This window comes from Candidatus Accumulibacter meliphilus, from assembly GCF_036625345.1.
Lineage (GTDB): Bacteria > Pseudomonadota > Gammaproteobacteria > Burkholderiales > Rhodocyclaceae > Accumulibacter > Accumulibacter meliphilus.
The window spans coordinates 17,645-43,695 of record NZ_JAZKTZ010000021.1 but is presented as its reverse complement, the minus strand read 5'-3'; the positions used below and the strand labels follow the sequence as shown (position 1 = coordinate 43,695).

General features: G+C 61.4%; 26 protein-coding genes. 11 read left to right on the top strand and 15 right to left on the bottom strand.

Features of this window, described 5'->3' with window-relative positions; all coding sequences use genetic code 11:
* The 11 genes from V5B40_RS24420 to V5B40_RS24370 form a co-directional block, all read right to left on the bottom strand.
* The coding region (locus V5B40_RS24420; protein ID WP_332356971.1) for a transposase family protein at positions 1 to 1,237 on the bottom strand (1,237 nt) is incomplete at its 3' end.
* Positions 1,234 to 2,136 (bottom strand): DUF4338 domain-containing protein, encoded by a 903-nt coding sequence (locus V5B40_RS24415; RefSeq protein WP_332352692.1) that lies wholly within the window; start codon positions 2,134 to 2,136, stop codon positions 1,234 to 1,236. The genes V5B40_RS24415 and V5B40_RS24420, both read right to left, overlap by 4 nt.
* Before the next feature lie 184 nt (positions 2,137 to 2,320).
* The gene (gene rluB, locus V5B40_RS24410) at positions 2,321 to 3,295 is read right to left on the bottom strand and encodes a 23S rRNA pseudouridine(2605) synthase RluB (RefSeq protein WP_332356970.1); all 975 of its coding nucleotides are present in this window, start codon (positions 3,293 to 3,295) and stop codon (positions 2,321 to 2,323) included.
* Positions 3,285 to 3,875 carry an SMC-Scp complex subunit ScpB gene (gene scpB / locus V5B40_RS24405; RefSeq protein ID WP_332356969.1) on the bottom strand — a complete coding sequence of 197 codons (591 nt, stop codon included), beginning with the start codon at positions 3,873 to 3,875 and terminating at the stop codon, positions 3,285 to 3,287. The genes rluB and scpB overlap by 11 nt, the downstream gene beginning before the upstream one ends.
* A complete protein-coding gene (locus V5B40_RS24400; RefSeq protein WP_434735912.1) occupies positions 3,853 to 4,698 on the bottom strand; it encodes a segregation and condensation protein A in 846 nt (281 codons plus the stop codon). Before V5B40_RS24400 ends, scpB begins: the two co-directional genes overlap by 23 nt.
* 23 nt (positions 4,699 to 4,721) lie before the next feature.
* Positions 4,722 to 5,924: a tryptophan--tRNA ligase gene (locus V5B40_RS24395; protein ID WP_332356968.1), complete on the bottom strand. Its 1,203-nt coding sequence runs from the start codon at positions 5,922 to 5,924 to the stop codon at positions 4,722 to 4,724.
* Positions 5,925 to 5,941: 17 nt separating this feature from the next.
* Positions 5,942 to 6,595 (bottom strand): site-2 protease family protein, encoded by a 654-nt coding sequence (locus V5B40_RS24390; protein WP_332356967.1) that lies wholly within the window; start codon positions 6,593 to 6,595, stop codon positions 5,942 to 5,944.
* 10 nt (positions 6,596 to 6,605) lie between these two features.
* Entirely contained in the window at positions 6,606 to 7,232 is a 627-nt protein-coding gene (locus V5B40_RS24385) for an L-threonylcarbamoyladenylate synthase (protein ID WP_332356966.1), read from the bottom strand.
* A 15-nt stretch (positions 7,233 to 7,247) separates the two neighbouring features.
* Positions 7,248 to 8,171 (bottom strand): 3',5'-nucleoside bisphosphate phosphatase, encoded by a 924-nt coding sequence (locus V5B40_RS24380; RefSeq protein ID WP_332356965.1) that lies wholly within the window; start codon positions 8,169 to 8,171, stop codon positions 7,248 to 7,250.
* 276 nt (positions 8,172 to 8,447) lie between these two features.
* Positions 8,448 to 8,858 carry a universal stress protein gene (locus V5B40_RS24375; RefSeq protein WP_332356964.1) on the bottom strand — a complete coding sequence of 137 codons (411 nt, stop codon included), beginning with the start codon at positions 8,856 to 8,858 and terminating at the stop codon, positions 8,448 to 8,450.
* Between the two features lie 520 nt (positions 8,859 to 9,378).
* Positions 9,379 to 10,212 carry a class I SAM-dependent methyltransferase gene (locus tag V5B40_RS24370; RefSeq protein WP_332356963.1) on the bottom strand — a complete coding sequence of 278 codons (834 nt, stop codon included), beginning with the start codon at positions 10,210 to 10,212 and terminating at the stop codon, positions 9,379 to 9,381.
* A 283-nt stretch (positions 10,213 to 10,495) separates the two neighbouring features.
* On the opposite strand from V5B40_RS24370, the gene V5B40_RS24365 reads away from it, so the two are divergent.
* From V5B40_RS24365 to V5B40_RS25365, 8 genes are all read left to right on the top strand, one after another.
* On the top strand, positions 10,496 to 10,768 hold the full coding sequence (locus V5B40_RS24365) for a uroporphyrinogen decarboxylase family protein (protein WP_332356962.1): 273 nt from the start codon (positions 10,496 to 10,498) through the stop codon (positions 10,766 to 10,768).
* Positions 10,769 to 11,125: 357 nt separating this feature from the next.
* Positions 11,126 to 11,350, top strand: a complete 225-nt coding sequence (locus V5B40_RS24360) for a hypothetical protein (RefSeq protein ID WP_332356961.1) — start codon at positions 11,126 to 11,128, stop codon at positions 11,348 to 11,350.
* A 239-nt stretch (positions 11,351 to 11,589) separates the two neighbouring features.
* Positions 11,590 to 11,754 carry a hypothetical protein gene (locus V5B40_RS24355; protein ID WP_332356960.1) on the top strand — a complete coding sequence of 55 codons (165 nt, stop codon included), beginning with the start codon at positions 11,590 to 11,592 and terminating at the stop codon, positions 11,752 to 11,754.
* Between the two features lie 620 nt (positions 11,755 to 12,374).
* Positions 12,375 to 12,743: a hypothetical protein gene (locus V5B40_RS24350; protein WP_332353784.1), complete on the top strand. Its 369-nt coding sequence runs from the start codon at positions 12,375 to 12,377 to the stop codon at positions 12,741 to 12,743.
* The gene (gene istA, locus V5B40_RS24345; protein ID WP_332353785.1) at positions 12,740 to 14,242 is read left to right on the top strand and encodes an IS21 family transposase; all 1,503 of its coding nucleotides are present in this window, start codon (positions 12,740 to 12,742) and stop codon (positions 14,240 to 14,242) included. The genes V5B40_RS24350 and istA overlap by 4 nt, the downstream gene beginning before the upstream one ends.
* Positions 14,229 to 14,975 (top strand): IS21-like element helper ATPase IstB, encoded by a 747-nt coding sequence (gene istB, locus V5B40_RS24340; RefSeq protein WP_332353481.1) that lies wholly within the window; start codon positions 14,229 to 14,231, stop codon positions 14,973 to 14,975. Before istA ends, istB begins: the two co-directional genes overlap by 14 nt.
* Before the next feature lie 117 nt (positions 14,976 to 15,092).
* Entirely contained in the window at positions 15,093 to 16,022 is a 930-nt protein-coding gene (locus V5B40_RS24335) for a hypothetical protein (protein WP_332356973.1), read from the top strand.
* 424 nt (positions 16,023 to 16,446) lie between these two features.
* Positions 16,447 to 16,656, top strand: coding sequence for a LysR family transcriptional regulator (locus tag V5B40_RS25365; RefSeq protein ID WP_434735911.1), 210 nt, complete (start codon positions 16,447 to 16,449; stop codon positions 16,654 to 16,656).
* 84 nt (positions 16,657 to 16,740) lie between these two features.
* Here V5B40_RS25365 and V5B40_RS24325 read toward each other — a convergent pair whose 3' ends face one another.
* On the bottom strand, positions 16,741 to 17,496 hold the full coding sequence (locus V5B40_RS24325) for a hypothetical protein (protein ID WP_332356959.1): 756 nt from the start codon (positions 17,494 to 17,496) through the stop codon (positions 16,741 to 16,743).
* Between the two features lie 173 nt (positions 17,497 to 17,669).
* Between V5B40_RS24325 and V5B40_RS24320 the strand changes: the two genes are divergently transcribed.
* Positions 17,670 to 19,511 carry an IS1634 family transposase gene (locus V5B40_RS24320; RefSeq protein WP_332356701.1) on the top strand — a complete coding sequence of 614 codons (1,842 nt, stop codon included), beginning with the start codon at positions 17,670 to 17,672 and terminating at the stop codon, positions 19,509 to 19,511.
* An 83-nt stretch (positions 19,512 to 19,594) separates the two neighbouring features.
* Here the strand turns inward: V5B40_RS24320 and V5B40_RS24315 are convergent, their stop codons facing one another.
* From V5B40_RS24315 to V5B40_RS24305, 3 genes are read right to left on the bottom strand one after another with little or no spacing between them, the layout of a single operon-like run.
* Complete coding sequence (locus V5B40_RS24315) at positions 19,595 to 20,734, bottom strand: efflux RND transporter periplasmic adaptor subunit (protein WP_332356958.1); 1,140 nt, start codon at positions 20,732 to 20,734, stop codon at positions 19,595 to 19,597.
* 8 nt (positions 20,735 to 20,742) lie between these two features.
* On the bottom strand, positions 20,743 to 23,106 hold the full coding sequence (locus V5B40_RS24310) for an FtsX-like permease family protein (protein WP_332356957.1): 2,364 nt from the start codon (positions 23,104 to 23,106) through the stop codon (positions 20,743 to 20,745).
* Between the two features lie 19 nt (positions 23,107 to 23,125).
* Positions 23,126 to 23,851 carry an ABC transporter ATP-binding protein gene (locus V5B40_RS24305; RefSeq protein WP_332356956.1) on the bottom strand — a complete coding sequence of 242 codons (726 nt, stop codon included), beginning with the start codon at positions 23,849 to 23,851 and terminating at the stop codon, positions 23,126 to 23,128.
* Positions 23,852 to 24,026: 175 nt separating this feature from the next.
* On the opposite strand from V5B40_RS24305, the gene V5B40_RS24300 reads away from it, so the two are divergent.
* Both V5B40_RS24300 and V5B40_RS24295 read left to right on the top strand, forming a co-directional pair.
* Complete coding sequence (locus V5B40_RS24300) at positions 24,027 to 24,662, top strand: TetR/AcrR family transcriptional regulator (RefSeq protein ID WP_332356955.1); 636 nt, start codon at positions 24,027 to 24,029, stop codon at positions 24,660 to 24,662.
* 80 nt (positions 24,663 to 24,742) lie between these two features.
* Complete coding sequence (locus V5B40_RS24295; RefSeq protein ID WP_332356954.1) at positions 24,743 to 25,993, top strand: efflux RND transporter periplasmic adaptor subunit; 1,251 nt, start codon at positions 24,743 to 24,745, stop codon at positions 25,991 to 25,993.
* Positions 25,994 to 26,051 lie beyond the last annotated feature (58 nt).

Here is a 26,051-nt window from a genome sequence, read left to right as displayed (position 1 = left end):
AGCGGTGGCGGGCCCCGAGGTTGCAGCGCTCATGGACATTGTCTTGGCTGAGCGGTTGGCTGGAGAGCCAGGCGTGGCGCGATGTTTCGGTGACGGTCCTGGCCTGTTCATCGATCTTCTCCCAGCTTTCCTCACAGACCACCAGATTCAGCTTGAGACGCTGACGCCCGTTGGCAGCGAAGGCGTAGTCGATGTCGTTGACCCAGCTGAAGTGTTGTCGGCGTCTTCCCCAACCGCGCTGCACAACTTGTGGCTTCAGGGCGTGGAGCGCGCGGAACTCCTGCCAGACCGTGGACAAATCCTTGTCCTTGAGCACGATCATGAACTGCCAGTGGGCGCGCAAGCAGCGCCGCATCACCGGCCCGTTGGCGTAGAGGCCGTCGAGCAGGAGCAGGATCGGCAGGCGGGGGAACAGCGTCTTGAGCCGGTCGCTCAAGCGCACAAAGCCGCGCAGCTCGCAGTCCTGCTTTTGCGCTTCGGGTTCGCCCAGCGCGTGTTCGAGGAACTCGCTGAGCAGTGGGATGACCAGGCCGTTGTGGAAGGCAAAGCTGGCCTCGAGGACGTAGACGAAGTACTGGGTGTGACGGGTTTCGTCCTTGCCGACGGTACGTTGCAGGAGTTCCTCCGTCCAGAGGGTGTCGCCAGCGAGCTTCTGTGAGCCGTCGATGGCGATCGGATAGCAGTGGTCGATCAGATAGCGGCGAAAGTTCTTGCCGCGAATCAGCCGCCTCACCAGATCGACGTGGGCCTGTTCGAGCTGTTCAAGGTCAATGTCGCGCAACAGCCGAAACAGGGTGTCGGCGTGTGGCAGGGTATCGATCTCCGGGAACAGCAGGTGGAGGTTGGCCATGAACTGGGGACGGGATATTTCGCGGTTGGTCTCGCGCCGGGAGGAGAACTGAAAGACGAACATCAGCAAGCCGTAGAGCAGAAGCACGGTCAGCTTGTGCCGGCGCTTTTTGGGATCTCTCGGGTCGGGAATTTGTTCCAGTTGAGCGAGCAAGGCGGGCAGCTCTTTGCGCAGGAGGCGCATCTGTTTGCTCACGGCGTCCTCGCGGGCCTTTTGTTCCTCGTCGACGGTCGCGAAGGCCGAGCTTCTGTTGGGCAATGGAGCGGCTGAGTGGGGGACTTGTCCCGTTGCGCGCAGCTTCGCGTTCAGTACCTTCTCCTGCCGTTTCTTCTCTGAGCGCAGCTTCTTGATGGCCACGCGTGTCGGGCGACGGCAAGGTTTGCTCATGACCGCGGGCTCCCCGGCGCGGCACACAACGAGGCGCAAGCATCCGAGGTCAGCGCTTTGACCCACACCTGGCGGGGCGTGCTGTGATAGGACTGGCCAGGGCGGGCCAGCCCGCGCCCGCTGCTTGCCCCAAGCAACTGCCAACCGGCGGCACGGTAGCAGGTGCCGGCATAGTGACGCGGATCGACGAAGGTCTCCAGCAGCAGGGGCTCGAAGCCCCAGTGTTCGAGCCAGTCCGCGCGTGTGCGGCGCGCGAGTTGCCCGAGCACATGACTGGCCAGATGCGGCACCCGGACGTGCGGAAAGATCAGGAAGCGGCTGTTGTTCACCACCCGCGCCAGGTTCTCGCGGCGGGCCTGGGCCGTCCAGCCGATCCACTGATCGCGCACGGCCACCGCGCGGGCAGCACCGGACAGCAGGACGCAGCCCAGCCGCCGGTCGCCCGCCGTGATAAAGTAGCGCAGCCGGTAGCCGAAGGCCCCCTGGAAACCCAGCGGGTGCCAACGCGCCACCAGCGCATCCCACTGCGCCACCCGGGTCGCGTCGCGAACCACTTCCAGGGACACCGGCGCGAGCGCCGACAGGGCGCAGTGCACCGCCGGCTCGGCAACGGGGGCGACGGATGCCGAGGGCGGCGCGCAACGGCGCGGCGGCGAGGGCCTCAACGCAGGCAGTACCAGCAATCCGGCCGCCTGCAAACGCTCCAGGAAGTCCAGGCAGGCGCTGATCTTCGCCGTCCCCGTCAGGGTGGTCCAGCCCAGGTGCTCGCAGACCGTCGCCGCCAACTCCTTGCGTGCCAATCCCGGCAGCCACGCGACCGTCGCGCAGAGCTCGGCAATCTCCGTCGCGCTGAACACGCGACCACAGTGCACCCATTCCCCCGCACTCGTTGCAAGCATCGCAAAACCTCCGACTGAAGCGCAGATTGATTACGCTCCACCTATCCTGCCAGAAGTCCGCCCGGCTGTCTAGCCCTCTTGTGCGAAGGTTTTTTTTGCCTGCCCACCGCAACGCCTTGCCACTACTGGGCCGGCGTCGTCATGCTTCAGCGCTGCGAGCTGACAGAGCTCTCGCGCGGCGTGCTCATCGCTCGCGGCTGCGCCGCGGCGGGCGATCGCCTTCCGGGTTCTCCATGTCGAAGCCCGCCAGCAAGCGCTTCACCTCGCCTTCGGCAAGTTCAAGGACCTGCCCGCGCTTCAAGCTCGGCGGCAGCGCAAGTGGACCGTAGCGAACGCGCATCAGGCGACTGACGAAGACACCGACGGCTTCGAACATGCGCCGCACCTCACGGTTACGGCCTTCGAAGAGCGAGACGCGATACCAGCGGTTGGCACCTTCGCCGCCGGCCTCCTGAAAACTGGCAAACTGCGCCGGCCCATCGTCGAGCTCGACACCCTCGAGCAAACGCTGGCGAGACTCGTCCGTAACTTCGCCGAGAATACGCACCGCATACTCGCGCACCAACTGATAGCGCGGATGCATCAGGCGGTTGGCGAGTTCCCCGGAGGTGGTCAGCAACAGCAGACCACTGGTGTTGAAGTCCAGCCGGCCAACCGCCACCCAGCGTCCGGTGGCGAGGCGTGGCATCGAGGTAAACACCGTCGGGCGATGATTGGGGTCGTTGCGTGAAACGATTTCGCCTTCGGGCTTGTGATAAAGGATCACCCGCGGCAGACGATTGGAAAAGCGCAGACTCACGAGTTTCCCGTTGACCTTGACCCGGTCGCCGGGGCTGACCGTCTGCCCGACGTGCGCCGGCTGGCCATTGACGTTGACCCGCCCGGCGACGATCAGCTCTTCCATCTCCCGCCGCGAGCCGATGCCGCTTTGCGCCAACGCCTTGTGCAGGCGCTCCGGCTTGCTGGGAACGTCCTGGTGGCGGCCACGTTTTGACGGATCAAGGGCCGGGCTCGGCGCCAGCCGGCGACGAGCGCCCTCCTCGGTGGCCGCAGGCGCGGGCGACGCAGCATCGATCGGATGTCGCCGAGGAGCGCCGGCTGCCGCCGGGCGCGGGGAACGAGAAGGGGCGGCAGGCAATCTGCGCTTGCTATTGGCCATCAGCGAGGTCCAGTGTTGAATTGATTTGTTGCAGAGGCGGCAACTCGGCCAGACTGCGCAAGCCGAGGTCGTCGAGAAATTTTCTGGTCGTCGCCAGTAATCCTGGCCGTCCCGGGGTGTCGCGATGACCGACGACATCGACCCAGCCACGTTCCTCGAGCAGCCGGATGACCTGCGTGGCGACGGTGACACCGCGGATATCCTCGATATCGCCGCGCGTCACCGGCTGACGATAGGCAATGATGGCCAGAGTTTCGAGGACGGCGCGCGAATAGCGCGGCGGCTTTTCCGGGTTCAGTCGCTCGAGATAGGGCATGAACTCGGCGCGCGTACGAAAGCGCCAGCCACTTGCCACCTGCAGCAACTCCAGGGGGCGCATGCTCCATTCCTGGCGCAACTCGTCGAGCAGCGCGCGCAGCAGGTCGGCGCCGATCCGCTCGTCAAACACCTTGCCCAGGTCAAACATCGACAAGGGCGTGCGGGTGCTCAAAAGCACTGCTTCGAGCACCCGCTTGAGGTCGGCGGGAGTGCCCGGCAGTGCGTCAGTGCTCGGCGGCTTATCGAGATTCGTTACGCTCATCGCTCAACCTCAGGTAAATCGGCGCGAAGGCTTCGACCTGCGTCATTTCGAGCAGGTGCTCGCGCGCCAGTTCGAGCAGCGCCAGAAAGTGCACCACCAGCACCGGGGCCCCCTGTTGCGGGTCGAAAAGATCGACGAACTCGACGAAGCCGCCGGCGTCGCGCAGATGACGCAGAATCAGCGTCATGTGCTCGCGCACCGACAATTCCTCGCGCTGCACCCGGTGATGCGAGTGCAGCCTCGCCTGGCGGAGAATGCCCCGCCAGGCATTCTGCAAATCCAGCACGCTGACCTCGGGCAGGCGCCGCAACAAGGTCTTCTCGACCCACACCTCGACCCACTCGAAATCGCGCTCGGCCTGTGGCAGCTCGTTGAGCCCATGCCCTGCCAATTTCATCTGCTCGTACTCGATCAGGCGGCGCACCAGTTCGGCGCGCGGATCGTCGGCCTCGTCGTCGGCGTCGACCTTTGGGCGCGGCAACAACATGCGCGACTTGATCTCGATCAGCATGGCCGCCATCACCAGATAATCGGCAGCCAGTTCGAGATTGTGCGTGCGCATCGCTTCAACGTAGAGCAGATACTGTGCGGTCAGCGGCGCCATCGGAATGTCGAGGACATTCACATTGGCCTTGCGGATCAGGTACAGCAGCAGATCGAGCGGACCCTCGAAGGCGTCGAGCATCACCGCCATCGCATCTGGCGGGATATACAGGTCGAGCGGCAACTGCGTCAGCGGCTGGCCGTAGATGCGGGCCAGCGGACTCAGCACTTCAGGAGGCGAAGGCTGTTCTGCTGCGGCCATGGTCGCGCTATCGCTCATTTCCGTGCGCCTCGAAACGGTGCTCAGCTGTAGTTCAAGCCCATCGCGTCGCGCACGTCGCGCATCGTCTCGCGAGCGAGCTGGCGCGCCTTGTGGTTACCTTCGGCGATGATCTCCTGCACCAGGCGCGGGTCGTCCAGGTACGGCTGCGCGCGCTCGCGCATCGGTGCCTGCTCGGCGAGAATGCCATCGATCACCGGCTGCTTGCAGTCCAGACAGCCAATAGCGGCACTGCGACAACCCTGCTGCACCCAGGCCTGGCAGGCCGCGTCCGAATACACCTGATGCAATTGCCAGACCGGACACTTGTCCGGATCACCCGGGTCGTCGCGACGCACGCGCGCCGGGTCGGTTGGCATGCGCCGTACCTTGTGTGTCACCGACGCCGCATCTTCACGCAGGGTGATCGTGTTGCCATAGGATTTCGACATTTTCTGGCCGTCGAGGCCGGGCATCCGCGACGCGGCAGTGAGCAGCGCGCCGGGCTCGACGAGAATCGTTTTGCCGGTGCCTTCGAGATAGCCACAGAGCCGCTCGCGGTCGGCGTGCTCGAGACCGGGAACTTCGTCGAGCAGCGCGTGCGCACGCTCGATGGCCGTCTTGTCACCGTTCTGCTGAAAATAGGTGCGTAGCTGCGTATAGGAGCGGGCGCGCTTCGACCCCAGCTTCTTGACCGCCTCCCTGGCCTTGTCCTCGAAGCCCGCTTCGCGTCCGTAGAGGTGATTGAAGCGCCGCGCCAACTCCCGCGAGAACTCGATGTGCGGCACCTGATCCTCGCCCACCGGCACCTTGTCGGCACGATAGATCAGGATGTCCGCCGACTGCAGCAGCGGATAACCGAGAAAACCGTAGGTCGACAGGTCCTTGCTCTCGAGCTTTTTCCTGCTGGTCCTTGTAGGTCGGCACCCGTTCCAGCCAGCGAGCGGGGTCATCATCGACAGCAAGAGATGCAATTCGGCGTGTTCGGGCACCTGCGACTGGATGAACAGCGTCGCTCGTTGCGGATCGACACCGGCCGCCAGCCAGTCGATGACCATGTCCCAGGATGCGGCGACGATGCCTTGTGGATCGTCGTACTGGGTGGTCAGCGCATGCCAGTCGGCGACGAAAAACAGGCAGGGATGCTGGTGCTGCAGCTCGACCCAGTTCTTGAGCACGCCGTGGTAGTGGCCAAGATGCAGGCTGCCGGTCGGGCGCATACCGGAGAGGACTCGTTCTGCGTACATGTTCGCTCTCTGGACGTTCAGCCGGAAAATTGAAAAATGAAGTAAATCATGCCCATCACGGCACCCATCACCGGCATCAGGAGCTTGCTCAAAATGCCGGTAAACAACAACAGCAGCAGGATCGGGAAGCCGAAGCGCTCGAGCTTCGCGAAGCGCCAGGCGAGATCTCGCGGCAACAGGCTGACCGCGATACGACCGCCGTCGAGCGGTGGCAATGGAAAGAGGTTGAGCACCATCAAGGCCAGGTTGACCAGGATGCCGACTTCCGCCATGCGCGCCATCGGTACGCTGAAGAAATGGATCGGCAGTGTCACGGCCAGCTTCATCAGCGTCGCCCAGAACAACAGCATGACCAGATTGGCGGCCGGCCCGGCGGCGGCGACCCACAGCATGTCCTGCTTGGGGTGGCGCAAGCGGCCGAAATTGACCGGCACCGGCTTGGCCCAGCCAAACAGGATGCCACCGGTAGACAGCAGCAGAATGATGATCGGTACCAGGATCGTGCCCACCGGATCGATGTGCTTCAGCGGGTTGGCCGTGATGCGCCCCTCCTGCCAGGCCGTCGGATCGCCGAAATGGCGCGCCGCGTAGCCGTGCGCCGCCTCGTGCAGAGTGATCGCCAGAATCACCGGCAAGGCGGCGATGGCGACGGTCTGGATCATTTCTTGCATGGAGACTTCCTCAATCGAGGCCGAGGGGCGCCAAAGGCCCCAGTCCGGCGCGGACCAAGGTCGGCAGCGCAGCGGTCAGATCGACAACGGTCGTCGGCTCGATGCCGCAATTGCCGCTGTCAAGGATGAATTCGAGCTGGCTTTCGAGCCGCTCCTGAATTTCCCAGCCTTCGGTCAGCGGTCCTTCGTCGCCGGCAATAATCAGCGTCGAAGTCAGCAGCGGCTCGCCAAGCGCTTCGAGCAAGGCCAGGGTGACGGCATGCGCCGGCACGCGCAGGCCGATGGTCTTCCGTTTCGGGTGCAGAACGCGCCGTGGCAACTCCCGTGTTCCTTCGAGAATGAAGGTGTAGCTGCCCGGCGTCGTCGCCTTGAGCAAGCGATAGGTGGCATTGTCAACGCGTGCGAACTGACCAATCTGCGACAGGTCGCGGCACATCAGCGTCAGCAGATGGCGCTCATCGACACCACGGATACCGCGAATTCGCTCGACCGCCGCCTTGTCGCCGAGTTGGCAACCGAGGGCGTAGCTGGAGTCGGTCGGCAAGGCGATGACGCCGCCCTGGCGAATAATTTCCGCCGCCCGCTTCAGGTGTCGCTGCTGCGGGTTATCGGGATGTATCGAAACGTACTGCGCCATCGCTCTCTCCCCGGCTCAAAACGCTTTCCAGATGGGTTTCAGCCCATCCGGCAAGGCAGCCAGTTGCCCCAGATCAAAATAGCTCTCGCCCGGTCCGTGGAAATCGGAGCCCCGCGAGGCCAGAAAGCCATACTCCCTGGCGTAGCGCCCGAAAATCTCGACGTGCTCCTGCGTGTGGCTGCCCGACACGACTTCGATCGCCTGCCCGCCGAGATCCTTGAACTCGGCCAGAAAGCGACGCATTTCGGCACGCGAAAGCTTGTAGCGCCCGGGATGCGCCACCGCCACCAGCCCCCCGGCGGCATGGACCCAGGCCAGGGCATCGGCGAGAGTCGCCCAGCGGTGATCGACATAACCCGGTCGACCGGGAACCAGATAGGACTCGAAGACGCTGCGCAGATCCTTGGCCGCGCCGGTCTCGACCAGAAAGCGTCCGAAATGCGCACGACTGATCAGGCTGGGATTGGCCGCGTAGCGCATCGCACCGTCGAACGCGCCCGCAATACCTATTTTCTCGAGCTCGGACGACATCCGCTGTGCACGGTCCACGCGCCCTGCGCGGATACTTTCCAGACCGGCGTTGAGCGCCTGATGGCTACTATCGAAAGCGTAGCCAAGAATATGAATCTGCAGCGCCTGCCACTCGATCGAAATCTCGACGCCGTTGACGAAACCCATGCCGGCCGCTGCCGCTGCCGACCGCGCCGCCAGCAAACCTTCGAGCGAATCATGGTCGCTCAGCGCCAGCAGGTCGACGCCGTTGGCGGCCGCCCGAGCGGCGACATCAGCTGGCGCCAGAAGGCCGTCGGAGCAGGTGGAATGGCAATGAAGATCGCAGTTGAACACGGCAGGAGATAGGCCCAGGCAGCGCAAAATCGTAAACCACGCATGATAGCACAGCCGCCGGATGGCTCCCCGCGCCGGGCTCGCCTTGTCCATCCAGGCACCCACTGCCGAGCGGCCTCGCGCCGCTTACACGCCGCTTTTACGCCGCAATCCCAGGCCAAACAGGTGGCCACTTGCCCTTGCAGTGCCGATGATTTCTGGCGCACTACAGGCTATGCCCGGGACACCCTAAGCGCAGCTCCGGAGGCTACCTTTAGCTTTGATGTGTTTTCCCCCCGCGAGAGGAAGACAGCAAACCGGGCTCCGGATTTCAGTAGGTCGGGAGCCGGTTCTCGAGATCCTGGAGCGACGCCAGGACAAGAAACGGGTCTAGCGAACCACCAGTACCGAACAGTTCGCGTGACGCACTACCTTGGCCGCGGTCGAGCCGAGAAAGTAATCCTGGAAGCCGGGTCGATGTGACGCGATGATGATCAAATCGACGTTTTTCTCCTTGGCCACCTTGAGAATGGTGTCGTAGGAATGGCCGACTCTTACATCAACATCCATGTGCATGCCGCTGGCTTTGGCTATCACTTCCAGTTCGGTTTTCGTCAATTCGACTGATTTCTCGAACTGACCTGCCGGCAGGTCGATTGCTGCCCAGTACGGAATGTCTTCCACCACATTCAGCAAAATGACCTTCGAGCCCTGCGCGCAGTGGCTCGCGGCAAGATCGACGTTGGCCGTACCTTCGACGACGTGCGCCATGTCGATGGGTACCAGAATAGTCTTGTACATGTTGATGTTCCTCTTCTTTTCGGCCTGAATGAACCTGCGAATAGACGCGCATGCCAGCTTCACCGGCAAGTATTGCCGACGCAAGGCGCCGAAGTCAATCACTTCACGGATTGAGGACATGAAAGCGTCAGAAACCGCCAGAAAAACTTCCCTGCCTCCCCGAACACACGCCAACCAACAAGGGGAGCGCCGTGAGCGTAGATGGCGCTGTGAAGGACGGCGCCCGGCGAAGCATGGCTGTTACGGCGTCCGAGACGCTAACGGTCATGACATGTCGGGATACCCCGGATCATGAAAGTCATGACCGTTTCCCCCTCCACTTGCAGTGCGCATTCCGGCTTGCACGCCGGAATCGTTCGACGAGCAGGGAGCATGCTCCCTGAATTCCACGTCTCACCCCCGACCCTTCTCCCGCGAGGGGAGAAGGAAGGTTCGTGAGTCGCTTGCGCGACTTTCACGTTAATACCCGCAACGGCTTTGGGGTATCGCCATGGAGGAATGGCCATCCGGACCGCGCGCGCTAAAACTGATAGACATCATAACGAATCAGCCGGCTTTCCAAAAAATATCGCGGCTTGTCAAACAGCGGTTCAGCTTTGCGAGGCCTCTTAATAACCAGCCTTGCGACTTTCACTTCGGCAGCCCGTTTTGCAACATCAACGGAATCCAGATCCGGGCCCACAAGCTCTCGAAAAATCTGCATTTCCTTTTTTGGAAGCGCATCTTTTTTTGTTTCTGGAAACATGGGATCAAAATAGAAACTTTGTTTCCTGAGCTCCGCTTGCGACAACCGGGAAAGCACATTCAGACTGTTCTCATTAATAAACTGAATCGTTTTCACCTCTGGTCTCGTCGACAGTTTTTGTGCTTCCACAAGCATATACCACAAGACCGCGCACCGCTCATAGGCCTGAACCTGAAAGCCCAACTGTGACAAGAGCACTGAATCGCGGGACAATCCACAACTGAGGTCCACGACTCTAGTGATACCTTTTTCTATTCCCAGCGCCCGGGCAAGGAGGTTTTTTCTTCCAATTTCTCGTTTTCGATAATTAATCTGATCAAGATCGAAGTCAATCTCGAAGGCCAGCCCGTTCTTGTTATCAAGCCGCAACCTTTCTCCGACAATCAAATATAAACCTGTTCCCAGGCTGGAAGCAGATTCCAACAGCTGACTTGGCTCGTCCCCAGAAAGACAAACAAAACCTAGAGCTTTACTGAAAAGCTCGGCTTTTGATTGCCAAATCGGCGACGCTGCCATGATTAGCGGAGAGTTCATTGAAAAAACACTTTTAACAAGATAGAAGAAAATTTCTTCGGTGATCGACAACGCGACTGCCAGAACAAAAATCAACTAAGCTTCGTCCCTGACCGTTGTTGTTCCTGACGCCGCAAGAATCCAACGCTGCCAACCAGAGTATATGAGCCTTCATCAAGCGCCGGCAATCCGGCATTTGGGTCCGGGAGTCCGTGAAAAGTCCTGCGACCACAGGCACGAGTTCTCGCACGACGGACGATGAGCGCTCGTCTTGCTTGAACCTGGACCTCGGCGCATTGGTAGCTACCAGCAGGCAAATGCACTGGTTAACAATTCGTGCTCCGGCAGCGGTTGGGGCTGCGCTTCGTCCTCGCGCAGGATGGCGCCCTGGCCCTGGCTCTCCCAGAGCGGGAGCGCACGGAGTCCCGATTGGAGCATCGACATTGGTGAAGCGCGCCGGCGCGTCGGCCACAAGCTCGCGCTGCAAGGCAAGATCGATCTCAATGGGCCCTTTGCCTCGCCGGACAAGATTGGCGGCGAAGCGCAAAAAATTCTCGACGGCTATGGTTCCGGGAATACCGGCCCCGTCGTCAACCGCCAACCGACAACCGCGGGCACGGCATTTCACAACTTTCCCCGCCTGTATGTGTAACAGCGCTCGTCGAAACGGTGCACCGCTACAGCAAGATTCTGAGAGCAGGAACGTAAACCTTTACACGCCCCCTTGACTTATGCACAGAAAGTGATTCGTCGTAACAGAACCGACACAAATCCTTTCCAAATCAGCAGCTTATTTTTATCTAGTTGATTAATAACAGTAAATTATGTGCCTTATTTTACGGCCAAGTAAGCCGCCACCTTGCTATCAGGGCGTTTGAAGGGTTTTTGGGCAACTACTTCACAGACTTATCCACAGAAAATGTGCACAACTGCGAATAAATTCATGAGCCTGTCCGTCCCGGGTCCGCTGATCAGCCGCGAGCAGCTGTAGCGGGGAGAGCTGCAACAGATGCTGCGCGAGATGGCCAGTCGCGAATACGCCATTCCTGGCACTCGTCGGCGGCATCTGAGCGAGAAGACGATTCAGGCCTGGTACCTGGCGTTCTGCGACGGTCGGATCGACGTCTCGCGCCATGACGAGCGAGTCCGCGCTAGCGTCCGCGGCAACATCCATGCGCGCGATGTCGGCCTGGCGCTGCAGGCGCAGATCAGGGCCGTCGCGCTGCTTGCGTAAAATTTTCCCAACGAGCCCTCAGGCCAGGCTGGAAGCGATGCGCCTTCGCGGTGCAGAAAATACCGTGTCCGGGCCCGCGATGCACCTCCCGGGAGCATACCTGGCAGCGCCGCACCTGCTGAAGAAAATTTATCGTATAAAAGCAGTGCAGTAGGAGTTGTGAAAATCCGTAGCAAGCCGTGCAACACGAGCATGATTCTTGCTGCAGGTCTGATAACCGTCTTCTGGAAGTCAGCCCGATGAACAATGTATACCGCCTCGAACCTGCCTCGACCTGTGCGCAACTGCCGACGGAGGGAACGCGACGAGTCATCGCCGACGAAGAACGTGTGCTCTATGTCGCGGCCAACCTGAAACTGGTCGCCACCGGCGGACATGAAACTGGATTTTCTTGGGTTTCTTGATGTTCTTCGAGGGCTTGATCTAGAGCTGGTTTTTCTTCGCTGCTTGGGTCTTCTTTGGTTTTCTTTCCAGATCGTGTAGTAGCCCGTCCTGTGATGAGGCAGGAGGGGACGCGAGATGGACAGAGAGAAGCAGGACCCCTGCGTGAATTGCGGTCAGGCGTTTGTGCCGGACAGGCGTAACGCGCGGCATCAGCGTTATTGCGGGTCCGCGGCGTGCAAGGCAGCGAGCAAGCGGGCCAGCCAGGCGAAATGGCTCGCCAAGAACCTCGACTATCATCGCGGACCAGAAGCCGTGGCGCGGGTCAAGGCCTGGCGACAGGAGCATCCTGGATACAGCCACCGTAAGCCGGCACCGCTGATCGAGTCCGCGATACAAGACACCTTGCTGTTCGAGCCCGACGCCTCGGCGCCCCTGCCAGCCGAGGCCTCGCTGCCCCTGAAGAAATCTTGTAACGCTTCCACGACGGAACTGGCGCCACCGTTACAAGATTTCTTGAACGCCCAACCCACTGTTCTTATTGGCTTAATCGCCCATATCTGGGGCAGCACGTTACAAGATGACATCGCCTCGGCCGTGACCCGGCTGCTACAACTGGGACAGGACATTCGAGGAGGCTCGTATGAACAGTCCGACGAAGCGACTATTGAATCCGCAACGTCAGCGGCAGGTGCCCGCGCACTTCAGCTGGCTCGATCATCGGCTGGTGCGGGAACACTACATCGAGAAGGCTGACGTTGGCGCCTGGGCGCTGTACCTGTTTCTCGTCACCGTCGCTGATGCCTGCGGTCTTTCCTACTACAGCGAGGCCAGCCTCTGTCGGCGTCTGCAGATGGATGCCGGTCGCCTGGCCCGCGCCCGCCGGGATTTGATCGCCCTCGACCTGATCGCCTACGATCCACCTTTGTACCAGGTCCTGAGCGTGCCCGAGTACGTGCCGGTCGACACCCGTCTGGCGCGGCTGCGCGCTGTTCTGGAGGGCCGGCCATGATCGACTATGCCACGTGGTGCGCCATTCGCGAGGGGGTGGCCAGTCATCTGACGGCCCCCCAACTTGCCGATAGCCTGGACCTGGACGTCAAGACCGTCCGCCACTGGATGGACCGCCCGTATGCGCCGCGGGCGCCCGTGCCGCGAACCAGCAAGCTCGATCCCTACAAGGGGCGCATCGTCGGCTGGCTCGATGCGCATCCGCTCACCGCCCAGCAGGTGTTTCAACGCCTGCGGGATGCTGGCTACGAGGGCGGCATCAGCATCGTCAAGGACTACGTCCACAAGATCCGCCCGCCCCGGCGCGAAGCCTTCCTGACCCTGGCCTTCGCCCCGGGAGAAGCGGCCCAGGTCGACTGGGGAGAATACGGCACGATCTGTGTGGGCAACACCCGCCGCCGCCTTTCCTTCTTCGTCATGGTGCTGGCCTGGAGCCGGAAGATGTACGTCGAGTTCACGCTCTCGCAAACGATGGAGCAGTTTCTGGCGGCACACATCAACGCCTTTGCTGCCCTGGGGGTGTCGCGCAAGGTCATGGTCGATAATCTGCGCAGTGCGGTCTTGCGTCATGTGCGTGGCGAACCGGTGCAGTTCAATCCCCGCTATCTCGATTTCGCCCGCCATTACGGCTTCGAAATCGTCGCCTGTGCGCCGAGAAAAGGAAATGAGAAGGGACGCGCGGAAAGGGGCGTCGCTTATGTCAAAACCAATTTCCTGGCCGGCCTGGAGCTGCCAAGCTTCAGCGCGCTCAATGCGGCCGTCAGGCTGTGGCTGGAGACGGTGGCCAACGTCCGCCTGCATCGCGAAACGCAACGCCGGCCGGAAGATCTCTGGGTCGAGGAGCGCGCTCATCTGCAGCCGGTCAATCCCCGGCTGTTCGATGTCGGTCGGGTCCTGGCCGTTCGTGCCAACCGACAGTTCCGGGTCACGCTCGAGAGCAATCGCTATTCCGTCCCCGCCCGCCTGGCGGGACGACCGGTGACGATGAAGGTCTATCCGGATCGCGTCTGTGTCTATCACGACGGCGAGTTGGTCGCCCGCCATGGTCGTTCGTTCGAGCGCCATCAGGACATCGAGGACCCCGATCATCCGAAGGCCTTGATCGCTCAACGCCGGCATGCCCGCGATGCGCTGGTACTGAAGCGCTTTCTGGGTCTGACGCCACTGGCAGAGAAGTATCACGCGGGCTTGCTCGATCGCCGGGGGAATGCGATGGCGCATGTGCGCAAGATCGTGGCGCTGGTCGAGATCCATGGCGACGACGCCGTCGTGCGGGCGATGACCGACGCCCTGGCCTTCGAGGCCTTCAGCAGCGAATACATCGCCCATCTGATTGATGCACGTCGCCGCCAGTTGCCCGAGCCGAGCCCGCTTCATCTTATCCGCCGGCAGGATCTGCTGGAGATTGAACTGCCACCGGCGGACTTGTCTGCTTATCCGGACATCCCCACAGGAACTCATCCGCAAGACAATTCAGGAGGCGATCATGACCATGACTGAGGCGGTTCTGGCGAAGCATCTGGGTCGTTTGCAGCTGCCGTATTTCGTCCAGCACGCGCCGGACTTGATGACTCAGGCGGCCCGCGAGTCGTGGTCTCATGGTCGCTTTCTGGAAGGCCTGGTGGCCGGCGAGGTCGCTCGCCGCGATGAGGCGCTGATTGCCCGCCGCATCCAGGCCGCGCGCTTGCCCGGGATCAAGACGCTCGACGGCTTCGACTGGTCATGGCCGAAGAAGATCAATCGCGCGCAAATCCAGCATCTGTTTCGGCTCGACTTCGTGCCGCCGCATGGCAACGTGATCCTGCTCGGCGCGGTCGGCGTCGGCAAGACTCATCTGGCCATTGCCCTTGCTCATGCGGCCTGCCTGCAGGGCCTGACGACGCTGTTCACCACCGCCGTCGATATCGTCAATGCGCTGGCCGCAGCCCAGGCCACCGGCGGGGTCAAACGCGAGATGGCCAGACTGCTCAAACCGGCCGTCCTCTGCGTCGACGAATTGGGCTATCTGCCGATCGACAAGTTTGGCGCCGATGGCCTGTTTCAGGTGATCAGCCAGCGCTATGAGCGCGGTTCGACAATCATTACGTCGAACAAAGCGTACAAACAATGGCCGGAGATCTTCAACAACGACAGCACCCTCACCGCCGCTTTGCTCGACCGCCTGCTGCATCATGCCGAGACGCTGGTCATCGAAGGTTCCTCTTACCGCATGCGCGAGCAGCACGACGCCTGATTTAGAACCCGTTCTCTACCAGCCGGCTCCGATCGCCCTCACTCCGGGGGCTCGGCCCTCCTTCTGCGTGCTCAAACCAAAGCTTCCACGCCCCGGAGCCCGCGTTCCTCACACCAGATTTATGTCGGCTCGTGGACGCCGCTTTCGCCCCGGCGCGGACAGCTCTACGACGGCTACTGGATCAAGACCTATCCGGTACCGGTCGATTCGCTGCAAGGCAAGAAATCGTTGATCGAAGCACTCGCCCGGCGGCTGTTCAATCACACCGAGCATGGACTCAACATTCCTGGCTGCCGACTGGGCGAAGCGCGGCAAAGTTACGCGACGGAAACCGAGCCGGCGCGGCGGCGGGTCAAGGCCGGGATGCTCGCCGGCGCCCTCTTCAACCGCGCCACCGACATCTTCAGGCGACTGGTCGAGTTGCAGGCAGATGGCATCGAAATTCTCTGTGACAATGCCCTGATGCGCGAATGCGGCCATTGCCTGCTCGAAGCCATGGAACTCGGCGGCTGCGTCCTGCACCGCAGCGGCGAGGAAGGAATCGACGAATTGTGGGGCGAACCTTTCCGGGCCTTCTCGATACCTGTCGAGGACTTCTACGAGAGCCGTTACGTCAAGATCGGCCAGAGCATGCGCGACATCGACCTGATCGCCGCGGCGATGATCAGCAGCTTCAGCCGTATTCCCACTTTCGAGACGGTCGAAACACCGATTCGGGACTTCGCCAACGCGGCCAAGGTAACGACCGAAACACTACGCACCGACCCGGGCATCTTCGACGTCTGGTCGCACCTGGTCACCGCCGGTGAACGACTGGCAAACTTCACGCCGCAAGCTGCCGCGGAAGCGGGCGAAAAGCGCCCAGGCAGCCCGCTGCACAGCCTATCGGATGGCTTGCAGCTGCTGCGCAACGGCCGCGACCTGGTGTTCTATATCGCGCGCGCGCGCACGCAAATGCCCAAGAGCACGCACGAATACATTGAACGCTGCGAGGCCTACCTGAGCAGCGGTCGCGTGTCCTTCATGCCGGCGGCGCTGCCCGCTTGAGGCGCACCTGCATACCCACCCGGCTGCCGAAACAGAAGTTTGTGAGATGCAGCGGAAAAGAAAACCTGGCTTAGGCTTGGGTCGCTCTCGCCCATCGTCGACCTAGAGGTTTGTCATTTCATGTCCTCGGGCGGGCGTCGGCCACGAACGGTGACTCGAGCAGCAGCAAAGGCCCGCCAGATGCGGGCCTTTGCCTGGCTTCCGTCAGCAGGCTCGGGGATGAGAGCCTTGCGATCCCACTTTCTGTAGAAAGTGTTTCCTCGGCGAACGGCGACCGGGTGGGCCTGGGTTCTGGCAGCGGGTGGCTGCCGTTGTTCGTGTTGGTCAGATGGCGCTATTAGACCCCAACGACTCGTATCTGCAAAACATTGAATAGAGATAGTCGCATCTCGAATCACGATCGCATGCGTACCATAGCGTCACCATGACACTCCGGCAGTTGCGATATTTGGCGGCCGGGACCAAGCACGGCAGCTTCTCGAACGCGGCCGAGCAGGTATTCCTCGCTCAGTCCGCACTCAGCCCTCTCAGCCATCGACTGCTGCCGGTGGTGCCCGGCATCAACTGGCGGCCGGCACGCTGTACGCCGTTCCCGTCCGCCGCGGCGCCCGTCGCCCGATCACGGCAGATCTGACGAAGAACCTCTGTACGACAAACGTCTAGCAGGATGGGATGCGGTACTCAATCCGACGTCACACCCTGAAAGGGTCGCTTTCGGTCAAACCGCCGAATGAGCGCAATCGGCCACAATCGGCCATAGCAGTCGCGCAACATGGAACTGCACGAACGGCGGGTAACACATCAGATAGCGGCCGGCCGTGAAGCCGGTCGGCCCGCTCATCGGCCGCTGCGGTCGTTTGTAGTTACGCCCAAGTCCGACCGTAACAGTTACGAAATCTGTCATTCGGCAGCACAAAATCCAGGAATCGCTCGCGCAACAAGGGTCTGGAAAGAGGACATCAACGTAGCATTGATCTCCTACCATGTGGGTAATCGTTAACCCGCCTTCGGCAATGATCGCTTCAGCAATGTCGCCAATGGCCTCGAACTGTTGACGGTCTGTCCACTCTCCGTAGCTTTCGGACAGTTCCTTGAGCAACTGGAAGGGGTTGTCGAAGTACGGGGCGAACCAGTGCCCTTGTAGTGCTTCTTGAGTTCTTGGCCGATCATGTTCTCTAAGGCCTTGTCCGTGCATGGTTCCAACTAAATAGGCAGCACCATTTATGAGAACGCCATAAATGTTGTACTTCTCAGTCGCAATAGAGCCAAGATCACTGTGATAGCGATCGGCCGAGATGGCATCGTTTGCGTTGACTCGTGCAGAGAAAAGAACCGGCAAAAATGTCTCGTCATTTACGGGCGGCAAATCAGCGCGCAGTTGCCCGGTCAATGTTCCGTTGCTCGACCCGTGCACCATCCGCAAGTCCAGGGCTGGGGTAAAGAACGATGCTGGCGCCAGCGTCAAGACTGCCAAGAACCTGCGCTAGCCTCCCTTTAACACCTCGCTGTCATATTTCGGGTTTTTCTAGCCCGCGCTGATTTTAAGTCGTTGATTTGAAAGAGGCGGTTTTCCGGAGGTGAAATGTTGTGCCATAATAGTTTTGCCGTTCTGGTTTTTTCCCTTGCATTTCTTGTACGATCGTGGGCATGTATATCCGACAGACACGAACGAACAACAAGGTCACCGGCGAGGGCTACTTCACCTACCGGCTGGTGCGTGGCGAACGCATCGCAGGCAAGGTCCGTCAGATCACCCTGCTGAATCTCGGGCGTTATTTCGCAATCAAGCAGGAAGACTGGCCGATACTGTGTCGTCGTATCGAACAGTTGCTACAGCCCCAGGAAGCGCTGCTGCCGTTGTCATGCACAGGTCATATCGAAAGTGCGGCCCAGCGCTACGCCGGGCAGCTGATCGTGCGGGCACCGATGAGCGACGCGTCGGCGACAGAGGCCAGCGACCCTGCCGAAAACCCGCGTCCGCCGGTGACATTCGTCGAAGTCGATGTTGACTCGCTGCAAACGATGCAGCCGCGTTCGGTCGGCGTCGAGCACGTCGGCCTGCATGCGCTGGCCGAACTGGGCATCATCGACCAGTTGCGGGAGTTGGGCGTTAATGGCGTTCTGTGGGCGTCGATTATCGGCAATTTGATCGGCAGAATGGCCCATCCGGGCTCCGAGCGGGCAACCTGGAACTGGCTGCAGACGCACAGCGCCTTGGGCGAACTGATCGACGTCGACTTCCTGTCGATGTCACACATGGGTCTTTACCGGGGTTCGGACATCCTGATGAAGCATCGGGAGGTGATTGAAGCACGTTTGTTTGGCCGCGTTCGCACGCTCTTTGGTTTGGAAGAGACGATCACGCTCTACGACCTGACCAACACCTACTTCGAAGGCGAAGTCCCGAGCAATCGCAAGGCCAAGCGTGGCCGTTCCAAGGAGAAGCGTAGCGATTGCCCCTTGGTGACCCTTGGCCTGGTGCTCGACGGCAGTGGTTTTGTGCGCCGCTCGCAGACCTTCGAAGGCAATGTCAGCGAAGCCGGCACGCTTGCCGGCATGCTGACCGGCTTGGCCGCCCCGGCAGGGGCGCTGGTGATCATGGACGCGGGCATCGCCAGCGAAGCCAATGTCGCCTGGCTGGTCGAACACGGTTATCGCTACCTGGTCGTTCGTCGCGGGGGAACCCGGCAGTTCGATGAAACACAGGCGATCACGATCGAGACCGCCGACGAGCAACCGTTGCACTTGCAGAAGACGCTCAGTGAAGACGGTCAAGAGCTTCAGTTGAATTGCCATTCACCGGGTCGCCAACTCAAGGAGGAGGCAATGCTCGAATCCTTCAGCCAGCGCTTCGAAGCCGGATTGCAGCAAATGCTCGATGGCCTGGCCAAACCGCGTGCCGAGAAACGCCCAGACAAATTGCTCGAACGACTCGGTCGACTGAAGCAGAAGAGTCGCGGCACCAGCCAGCATTACACGGTAAACCTGGTGACGGACGAGTCGGGCAAGCGCGTCACCGGGATCACCTGGCAGAAGGTGCCCCGCGAGGGGAGCCAGGCGACACACCCAGGCGTTTATTGCTTGCGTACCAATCAACTCGACTGGGATGAAGAGCGGCTCTGGCGCACCTATACTCTGCTGACTGACCTGGAAAGTGTGTTTCGCAGCCTGAAGAGCGAGCTGGGCTTGCGCCCGATCTACCATCACAAGGAAGATCGCGCCGACGGCCATCTGTTCATTACCGTGTTGGCTTACCAGTGCGTGCAGTTCCTTCGCGTCAAGCTGAAGGCGGCTGGCATTCACGACAGTTGGACGACTTTGCGCGAGACCCTCTCGATGCAGTGCCGGACGACGACGACTTTCCGCCAGCGCGATGGCCGCACGCTCCATGTCCGCAAGGCCACCAACGCCGAGCCAGAGCAAATGGCCATCTATCGCGCCTTGGGCATCCACTCACAACCCGGAGGACTCCGAAAACTGATCGCCTGACAGCACATTACGCGCTTGTTGTGCCATTAGAAATTCATTTGCCCTGCAAGCAATTGATTATGCAAGAGGTTTTTTGGGGTAGGTTAAACAGGGGCTAGCGAGCCATTGTTGCGCCCCGCTGCAACCGTCTTCAAGTGAGCGCGCCCCTCCCTGACCGTGAACACTGCCCATTCGCCGTTGTGACGGAAGAGCGCGCTCGATGGTACGGTCAGCGCGCTCGGGTCCTCCCAGACGACGATCCGGACGTTTACGCGAAAGCCATGGCCGAGACTGTTCCGCTGCTCCGTTTCGTTGCCGAACTTGATGATCACATTGACCCGCTGTTCTTCGACACCGAGTGCGGAGACCTTGGTGAATCCCCAGGGTTCGACGCGTTCGACGATACCGCTCAAAGGTGATGATCCACCCCAGTTGTCGATGATCACCCGGTTCCCGGCAGCGACCTGGACCGCATCGCTCGAAAGTAGCTCGGCGACGATTTCGAGATCGTTCGAGATGTCGCCGATCTCCAGGATCGGGACGCCGGGGGCAAGCGTGGCTTCGCTTTCCTGCATGACGCGCAGGATTTTGCCCGAGACGGGAGCGACCAGCGGAATGGCGCTACTCGCCGTCGGTGCTCCGGCAAGGGTTTTCGCATTGCCGCTGAAGCCGATCAACTGGGCGCGCGAAATGGCGATTTCGGCACTGCGCATGGCGATGGAAGCTTGCGCCGTTTCCAGCGCTGCCTTGCTTGCGTCCGCCGTACGCTCGGCGAGGTCGAGCGCCGCCTGCGAGACCATTCCGCTGGCCCGCAACTTGCGTGCGCGCTGCAACTCGATCTCGGCGAGTTGCCTGTCGGCGAGCATCTCCTTGCGCTCCGCGCGTGCCATGTGTAATGACGCCTCGGCCGACTTCACAGCGGCTGTTGCCTGCTCACGCGTCCTGGCATCGAGGACCGACGGGAACTCCGGCAACATGCGGGCAATGGTCGTCCGTCCGCTCTCCACGACGTCGCCGGGCTCCATATCTACCCGGAGAAGTCGTCCGGCGACCGGCGTCGACACCACATACGCGTCGCGCACACGCGTCTTGGCCTCTTCGTCAATCGAGACCAGCATCGGCGCGCGGGCCACCTCGCCGATATCGACCATGATCGCGCGTGGCCAGAAAGCGTAGGCGAGTGCGACCGCCAGCAGCGTGACCACGCCAACGATCATCGATGTTCGTGATGCTCTTTGTGCCATGACTGAACTTACTCCCTTGTCTTGAGGGCGAATACCATGTCGATCCGGTCGACATCACGCTTGACCAGCCAGCCCGATGCCACTGCCGCGACGAGCACGGCAATGGCGGCAATTCCATAGCTTTGCGGCACCACCAGCGCCGGAATCCGGTAGAGATCGGTACTGAAGCCTTCGGCAACCAGCAAGGAAAGGTAGTAGCCAAGCACTGCACCCACGGGCAGGGCCAGGAAGGTGATCAGCGCGAGTTCACCGAGCAGGACGAATGCTGCCTCGCCCCTGGTGAAGCCGATGACGCGCAGGCTGGCCAGATCGCGTGCACGCTCTGCAAAGGCGATGCGCGCACTGTTATAGACGATGCCAAAGGTGATCAGCGCGGCGATTGCGGCCATGACATAGCGAATGGCGCCCGCGCTGGTGTCGAGCAGTTTCTTGAATGCGGCGCGCGCCTCGCTACGCAGGCTGACTCCGGCCACTGCCGGCATGTCCTTGAGCTGCCGATAGAGCGCTTCGCTTCGCTGCCCATCGATACGCAGGTAGGCGCCTGAAACCCGGTTCGGCTCCATCAACACCCGATTCAGCGCGCTTATTTCCATATACGCGGTGGCGCCAAGCAGGGTTTGCGCAACGCCAACCACCGGCAGTTCGAGGACAGGCCGACGGCCCTCACGGACCTCGATAGACAGTACCTCGCCAGCCTCGATATGCAGAAGCTTGGCGAGTGCGGCGGTCAGAATCAGCCCGTCCCTGCGGACGAAGACGGCCGCCATTTCCGCGTCGACAACCCGGTTGAGGCGAGGCTCGGCGACCAGTCCGCTGACCGCGCCGCGGTAGCTGTAGCGCCCGTTTCGCAGGACCGCAGGTACGACACGGAAGCCTTCGGCCTCGATAATCCCCTTCATTCGTTGCAACTCAAGAATCGCTTTGTCGGACAACGGCTCGTTGAAGCTGACGGTGACATCGCTGCGGTCAATGACGCTGAAGCTAAGCTCCACCGTTTCGTCGAAACCGCTCATCACGCTCAGCATCGCCACCGAGAGTGCCATGCCGGCGGCGATTCCCAGTACCGCCGTCGCGGCCCGCCCCGGTTCACGTGTCAGGCGGCGTACGACCATGCGGCTCGGTTGGTCGAGGACGGCCGTCAACAGCTCTCCCAACTGTGCGCTTCGGCTGTAGTCGGGGGGCGTCGGCGGGCTCATGGCCACCGCTGGCGTCAGCGCAAAGACTTTTCTCAGGACGAAGATGCCACCAGCCGATGCGGCAAGCACACTGGCGACGACACCAACCAGGAAAGCGCCGGGTGCGACCTGGAAGACCAGGAACGGAAACTTGTAGTAGCTCTGGTAAACCACTGCCAGGCTGCGCCCTGCGAGGACGCCGGAAAGGCAACCCAGCAGAGCGCCGCCGACGGCGATGGCCAGAACGAAGCGCGCATAGTGGGCGCCGACTTTCCAGTTCGAATAGCCGAAAGCCTTGAGCAGGCCGATCTGTCCTCTCTCGGACAGAATCATCCGCGAAATCACGATCGACAGCAGGAAAGCGGCAACAGCGAGAAAGACCGGCGGTACGGCCCTGCTCGACACCTTGAGGCCGTTAATCTCTTCGCCGATGAAGCGGTTCGACAGTTGCTCGGCACGACCATAGGCGCCGAGACCGCCATAGGGCTTGAGCATCCGGTCGAGTCGGGCCAGGACGTCCGACAATTCGGCGTCGCGAGTCAGCGACAGCAGCGCTTCGTTGAACGCACCCTTGACATCGTAAGCCGCGCCTAGCGCCGTCTCGCTCATCCAGATGACGGCGAAACGCGCATCGTCCGGCGCCAGTTCGCCTGGCGCCACCGCGTAGAGAAACTCCGGCGCCTGGGCAAGCCCGACGATCCTGAAGACGCGCCGTACGCCGTTGATCGTCGCCGACAGTTCATCTCCTGGAGTCAGCGCGTGCGCCTTGGCGAAACCTTCGAGCAGGAGAATTTCATCATCGTGCTCGGAATTGATGCGCCGCCCCTCGGCGAGGTAGATATCGTTGAGGCGCGGGGTCCCGACATCGGGCAAGGACACCGCTTGCGCGCGAATGGGCACGGCGATTCCCGGCAGGTCGATCAAGGCACCGCCGACCACGCGACCTTGAACCGCGGCGACCCCCGGGATCTCGGCCATCTCCTTGAGCAAGTGCGCCGGCGCACGCTTGACCGGTGCGAAAACGTCGGCGAAACGATAACGCTCGTAGTAGGCACGTTTCGTCTCTTCCAGGGAATTCACCAGGCCATCCATCATCACCAGCATCAGGACGCCGACCGCGATGACCAGGGCGATAGCCAATGCCTGCCCCTTGACTCGCCACAGGTCTCGCAACAGCTTGCGGTCAAGTGGCTTCATGATGTACAGACGTCGGCGATCACCACTCGATCTCCTCGGCCGACTTCTTCGCCTCATTGACGACGATCTCGCGGATGCGTCCGTCGGAGAAATGGACGACGCGGTCGGCCATCGCCGCTGTCGCTGCCGCGTGCGTAACGATCAGAACCGTGGTCTGGAGATTGCGGTTCACGTCCTGCAGCACACGCAGAACGGCGCGCCCGGTCGCGCTGTCGAGCGCGCCGATTGGCTCGTCGCAGAAGAGGACTGTCGGCCGCTTGGCGATCGCTCTGGCAATCGCCACCCGCTGTTGCTCGCCACCCGAAAGTTGCGCCGGAAAGTGATCGATGCGTTCCTGCAGGCCGACGAGTGCCAGCGCTTCGGACGGATCGAGGGGATCGTCGGCAATTTCCGTCACCAGTTCGACGTTCTCGCGAGCAGTCAGACTGGGCATCAAGTTGTAGAACTGGAAGACGAAACCCACGTGCCGCCGACGATAGCGGGTGAGTTGGGCATCGCTCATGGCGGTGAGATCGTCGTCGAAGAAGTGCACCGTGCCATCGCTTGCCTGGTCGACCCCGCCGAGAATGTTCAGCAGCGTCGATTTGCCACTGCCCGACGCACCGAGCAGGACCACCAGTTCCCCGCTGGGAAGCTCAAGGTCGACGCCGCGAAGCGCGTGAACCGCTGACGGACCCGAGCCGTAAACCTTGGTCACACGTTCCGTCCGGAAGGCTGCGGCAGTCTTTGTGGCAGATTTGGACATGTTGAGAGGATGCGGCCCTTCCGCAAGAAATTTCCCTGTCGCTGTCGATAGTCGTCGGCGTTCCCGCATTGCGGTGAGGGTGCTCCGCTATAGTGCGGCGCAAACACGAGACTTGCCTGAAGATAACATAAGTCGTATAGTGACCGCCAGTCACAGTTTCTATTGGTTGAGTTCAATGGGTATACAAGAGCGAAGGGCGAGGGAGTTCGATCGCCGCGAGAGCGAAATTCTCGCGGCGGCCTTGAGCCTTTTCACGCGCGATGACTGGGAGCTGGTGACGGTCGAGGAGATCGCCAGAAAGGCCGAAGTAGGCAAAGGAACGATTTACAAACACTTCGAGAGCAAGGATGAAATCTATGCGCGCCTCGCGCTCGAGTTTCATCGCAGACTCTCCTTGCAACTCCAGCAGGTCGATGCTTCGCTGCCCGTATTGACGCGTTTTCGCGAGATGACGCGGCTCGCCTGGGAGGCCCATCTTTCCGGCAAGGAACTGCATCGCGTGGTGCTCTACTGTGGGCGCGCCGAGTTTCGACAAAGTTTGCCGGCGGCACTCGCAGATGAATTTGCGGTCGTCGAAGCGGTGACCAATGAGGCGATCCACGCCAACATCTCACGCGGCGTCGAGGAAGGCCTGTTTCCGCGCAAACCGCTCGGAATGCTGCTGTTCGGGGCGCAATCGGCGTTCTGGGGTGCGGTGCAGCTGATCTGGAGTGGTTATCTGGGCGAGCCCGACCAGGCGCGGTACTGCGACGAGATCACCAACTTCATCCTGGCCGGGCTGATCTACCAGGATCGGCGCTTGCCGGCATGACGTCTTTTTCGCCCGCCCTTTTTTCGCTCAAACGTGACCGCCGGTCGCAAGAAGACTGCTATTTCTAAAAAGAGAGATCCATGAATACTGACCCATCAAGAAGCAAGCTGTCGGGTGCCGCCGAGGCTGATCAGAGCTCGGTGGGAGCCACTCGCACGAGCCGCAGCAGTCGCACGACGAGCACGACCCGCAAGCTGGCCATCACGCTAGCCGTCGTGCTTTGTGTCGCAGCGGTGCTGTACGTTCTCGGTATGGCGGGCGCGCCGTCGCTTGCTGCGCCGGCAGACGTTCCGGTGCCGGCCGCGGTCGAGCTTTTGTCGCGCGATGTCGCCGAAGCAACGGCACAGGACCTGCAACAAACCATCCCTCTGACCGGGACGATTCAGGCGCTGAACCAGACCGAGATCCAGTCGCAGCAGACGGGCGAGATCCGGGAGGTTCTCGTGCGTGAGGGCGAGCCGGTGCGACGCGGACAGGTTCTCGCCCGGCAGGATACGACTGAACTCGAAGCCAAGCTGCGCGACAAGCTCGGAGCACTCGCGGTCGGCCAGGCGCAACTGGCCCAGGCCAAGAAGAACCTCAACGCCAACGCTTCCCTGTTGCAGAAGAAATTCATCTCGCAGAACGCGTTCGACAACGTACAGAACAGTTACGAAATCAACGAGGCGACCCTGGTTTCGCTGCGGGCGCAGGTCGAGCAGGCACGCAAGGCACTGGCCGAAGCCGTCATCCGTTCGCCGATCGACGGCGTCGTCGCTGAACGTATCGCTCAACCGGGGATGGCGGTCGCGGTCAACGCCAAGCTGTTCGCTGTGCACGATCTTTCCCTGATGAACGTCGAAGCCCTTGTTCCGGCGAGCGATATACCGCGGGTGACGGTGGGGCAAACGGCAAAACTGTCGATCGAAGGATTCGGTGAGCGTGTCTTTATCGGCAAGGTCGATCGGATCAATCCGGCGACGGAGCCGGGATCGCGCTCGATCCTGGTGCACCTGTTGGTCGCCAATGGCGACGGGCAACTCAAGGGCGGCATGTTCGCCCAGGGTGTCTTGAACGTGTCCAGCACTGTCTCGGCGATTGTCGTGCCAGTCGCGGCTGTTCGCCAACACGAAGGGCAGGCGACGGTCTTCCGCATCGTGTCGGGAACGCTGGTCAAGCAGGCGGTGGAGTTGGGCATGCGTGATGCCAGCGGCGATGTCATCGAAATCAAGTCCGGCCTCGCCGCCGGCGCGTGGGTGGTGGTCGGCGATCTGGCCGGACTGCAGAGCGGACAAGCGGTACACGTGGTGGCGGCAGCAGAAGCGGTAGCGTCAGCGGAGCCGCGTCCTTGAGGTATTGACGCGCTTGCGACACCAAGACGCCGGCAATCGGCTTTCCCGAATCAGCAAC